This is a genomic window from Actinospineispora acaciae DSM 45401 (assembly GCF_000620785.1).
Classification (GTDB): Bacteria; Actinomycetota; Actinomycetes; order Mycobacteriales; family Pseudonocardiaceae; genus Pseudonocardia; species Pseudonocardia acaciae.
The window spans coordinates 1-1,386 of sequence record NZ_JIAI01000090.1 but is presented as its reverse complement, the minus strand read 5'-3'; the positions used below and the strand labels follow the sequence as shown (position 1 = coordinate 1,386).

The window sequence follows — 1,386 nt, the reverse complement described above, 5'->3', positions numbered from 1 at the left end:
CGGTACTGAGCGGCTGGCACGCCTCCGGCCTGCCGCTGTACGTGTATTCCTCCGGCTCGGTGCCGGCGCAGAAGCTGTTCTTCGGCTTCAGCGATGCCGGTGACCTCAGCCCGCTGGTGTCGGGCTGGTTCGATACCGAGATCGGTGGCAAGCGTGAGGCCGACAGCTACCGCCGCATCGTGCAGGCCATCGGCGTACCGGCCGGCGAGATCCTGTTCCTGTCGGATGTGGTGGAAGAACTGGATGCTGCCCGCGAAGCCGGCCTGCAGACCCGGCTGATCGATCGCCTGGACGACTACCCGCTGCCGCGCACCGGCCAGGCCGCCAACGGCCACGAGCGGGTCGAGAATTTCCAGCAGATCCAGCTGTAAGCAAGAAAAAGGGGACGGAGGGGATTAAGTCGTTTGTGGCACACATGGGCCACAAACGACTTAATCCCCTCCGTCCCCTTTTTTGCTCAACGGTCGTTGAGGGTCTTCATCTTCCGAGCTGCAGAAGATCGGCGTCACCTTCGAGCGCTGGCAGGCCACCGCACCGGTCGCGCCGGGCGCCAGCCAGGAGGAAGTGTTCGCCGCCTACCGCGCCGACATCGACCGCCTGGTTGCCGAGCGCGGCTTCAAGAGCGTGGACGTGGCCTCGATCGCCCCGGACAACCCGAACCGCGCCGAGCTGCGCAAGAAGTTCCTCGACGAACACTTCCACAAGGAAGACGAGGTGCGCTTCTTCGTCGCAGGTTCCGGCCTGTTCACCCTGCACGTGGGTGACAAGGTCTATGAGATCGAGTGCGTGAAGGACGACCTGATCGCCGTACCCGATGGCACCACCCACTGGTTCGACATGGGCGACGAGCCCAGCTTCGTGGCGATCCGCTTCTTCACCGAGCCGGATGGCTGGGTCGGTCACTTCACCGGCACCGACATCGCGCAGAAGTTCCCCCGTTACGTACCCACCCAGGCGTCCTGATCCATGCAGCCCCGCGTCATCCTGACCGACATCGAAGGCACCACCAGCAGCATCTCGTTCGTCAAGAACGTGCTGTTCCCTTATGCGCGCAAGGCGTTGCCCGCGTTCGTCGCCGAGCATGGCCAGCAGCCGGAGGTCCGCCGCTGGCTGGATGCCGTGGCTACCGAGATCGGTGGCGCCTGCCAGGACAGCTTGGTGGCCGAGACGCTGCAGGGCTGGATCGACCAGGACCGCAAGCACACCGCACTGAAGGCACTGCAGGGGCTGATCTGGGACGAAGGCTACCGCCGTGACGACTACACCGCGCACTTCTACCCGGAAGTAGCGCCGGTACTGAGCGGCTGGCACGCCTCCGGCCTGCCGCTGTACGTGTATTCCTCCGGCTCGGTGCCGGCGCAGAAGCTGTTCTTCGGCTTCAGCGAT

The 1,386-nt window shown here is 64.8% G+C and carries 3 protein-coding genes; all 3 read left to right on the top strand.

The features are described from left to right. The coding region (mtnC, locus tag N912_RS0148265; protein ID WP_028928027.1) for an acireductone synthase at window positions 1-371 on the top strand (371 nt) is incomplete at its 5' end. 118 nt (window positions 372-489) lie between these two features. After that, complete coding sequence (locus tag N912_RS59745; RefSeq protein ID WP_211261666.1) at window positions 490-963, top strand: 1,2-dihydroxy-3-keto-5-methylthiopentene dioxygenase; 474 nt, start codon at window positions 490-492, stop codon at window positions 961-963. A gap of 3 nt (window positions 964-966) precedes the next feature. Further along, a partial coding sequence (mtnC, locus tag N912_RS0148255; RefSeq protein ID WP_028928026.1) for an acireductone synthase occupies window positions 967-1,386 on the top strand: 420 nt, incomplete at its 3' end.